The sequence below is a fragment of the Arhodomonas sp. KWT genome, from assembly GCF_010993615.1.
Window position 1 is genome coordinate 1 of the sequence record NZ_WNXE01000553.1, and the last position, 1077, is coordinate 1077.

Annotated in this window: 2 protein-coding genes; one reads left to right on the forward strand and one right to left on the reverse strand. The window is 69.2% G+C overall.

Translation table 11 applies throughout. The features are described 5' to 3' along the window. Positions 1–3: 3 nt before the first annotated feature. Complete coding sequence (locus G7A99_RS20655) at positions 4–735, reverse strand: YceI family protein (protein ID WP_163143752.1); 732 nt, start codon at positions 733–735, stop codon at positions 4–6. 28 nt (positions 736–763) lie between these two features. On the opposite strand from G7A99_RS20655, the gene G7A99_RS20660 reads away from it, so the two are divergent. Then, a partial coding sequence (locus G7A99_RS20660; RefSeq protein WP_163143754.1) for a cupin domain-containing protein occupies positions 764–1077 on the forward strand: 314 nt, incomplete at its 3' end.

Genomic DNA, 1077 nt, shown 5'->3' on the forward strand with positions numbered 1-1077 from the left:
CGCTCAGCCCTCCTTCCCTTCGCGGCGCCCGACCAGGCGGAAGGCCACGGTCACCGTGTCCTGCACCCGCAGCAGTCCGCCCATGGCGGTAATCGGTGTGATGCCGAAATCGCTCTGGCGCAGTACCAGACGACCGGTGGCCGTGAGGCCCTCCGTCCCGGCCTGCACCTCCACCGGCACGGTCAACCGGCGCGTCCTGCCGTGCAGGGTCACGGTCGTCCGGACCACCAGCCAGGGCAGGGCGCCACGGATGTCGTCGGCGTGCACGGCGATCTGCGGGAAACGCCCGGCATCCAGCACCTGCGGGCCGAGCATGTTGGCGCGGGTGCCGGTGCGGGCCTCGTCGTTCAGCGGGTGGGCGAACGCCCCGCCCGCTGCCGAGCGTGCCGCGGGCGGGTCCACGACCATCCCCCGGGCAGGCACGGCGAGGTCGAGCCGGGCCTCGTCCAGACCCTTGTCCGGCAGGAATACCAGCCCGCGGAAATCCCGGGCTTCGATGATGTGGTTGTGTCCTTTTTCCGCGAGTGGACCGCCCCGATAGACGATGATCTGCAGCGAGGAAGCGGCGGGATCCAGCCGGTAAACCGTGCCGTCGGCGGCCAGGGCACGATAGGCGTCGGCGGGGAAGGCCGCAGATGCGGTGGGCCCCGGCCGCGCGGGGGTGCCGGCACAGCCGGCGGTCAACGCCGCGGCGAGCAGCGTTGCAACGAGAGGCCTGAAACGCGGATCATACATGTCGCACCCACCAGCCGGGAGGATCCCGATGTACCTTTCTGCCGAGGATATAGCAGCACTGGAAGGCGTGGAGAAGACCCACTTCCTCAATCCGCAGGCCGTGCGGGTGAATCGCTCGCTCGGTGACGCGGTGGGACTGCGTAATCTCGGTGTGCACCGGATCGCCGTCGAACCCGGCCATTTCTCCACCGAGTACCACTGCCATCACTACGAGGAGGAGTGCATCTACGTGCTCGCCGGATGCGGACGGGCGACGATCGGCGAGACGGAGCAGCCCGTCGGACCGGGCGATTTCATCGGTTGCCCGGCCAACGGCGTCGCCCACGACCTCTACAATGACGG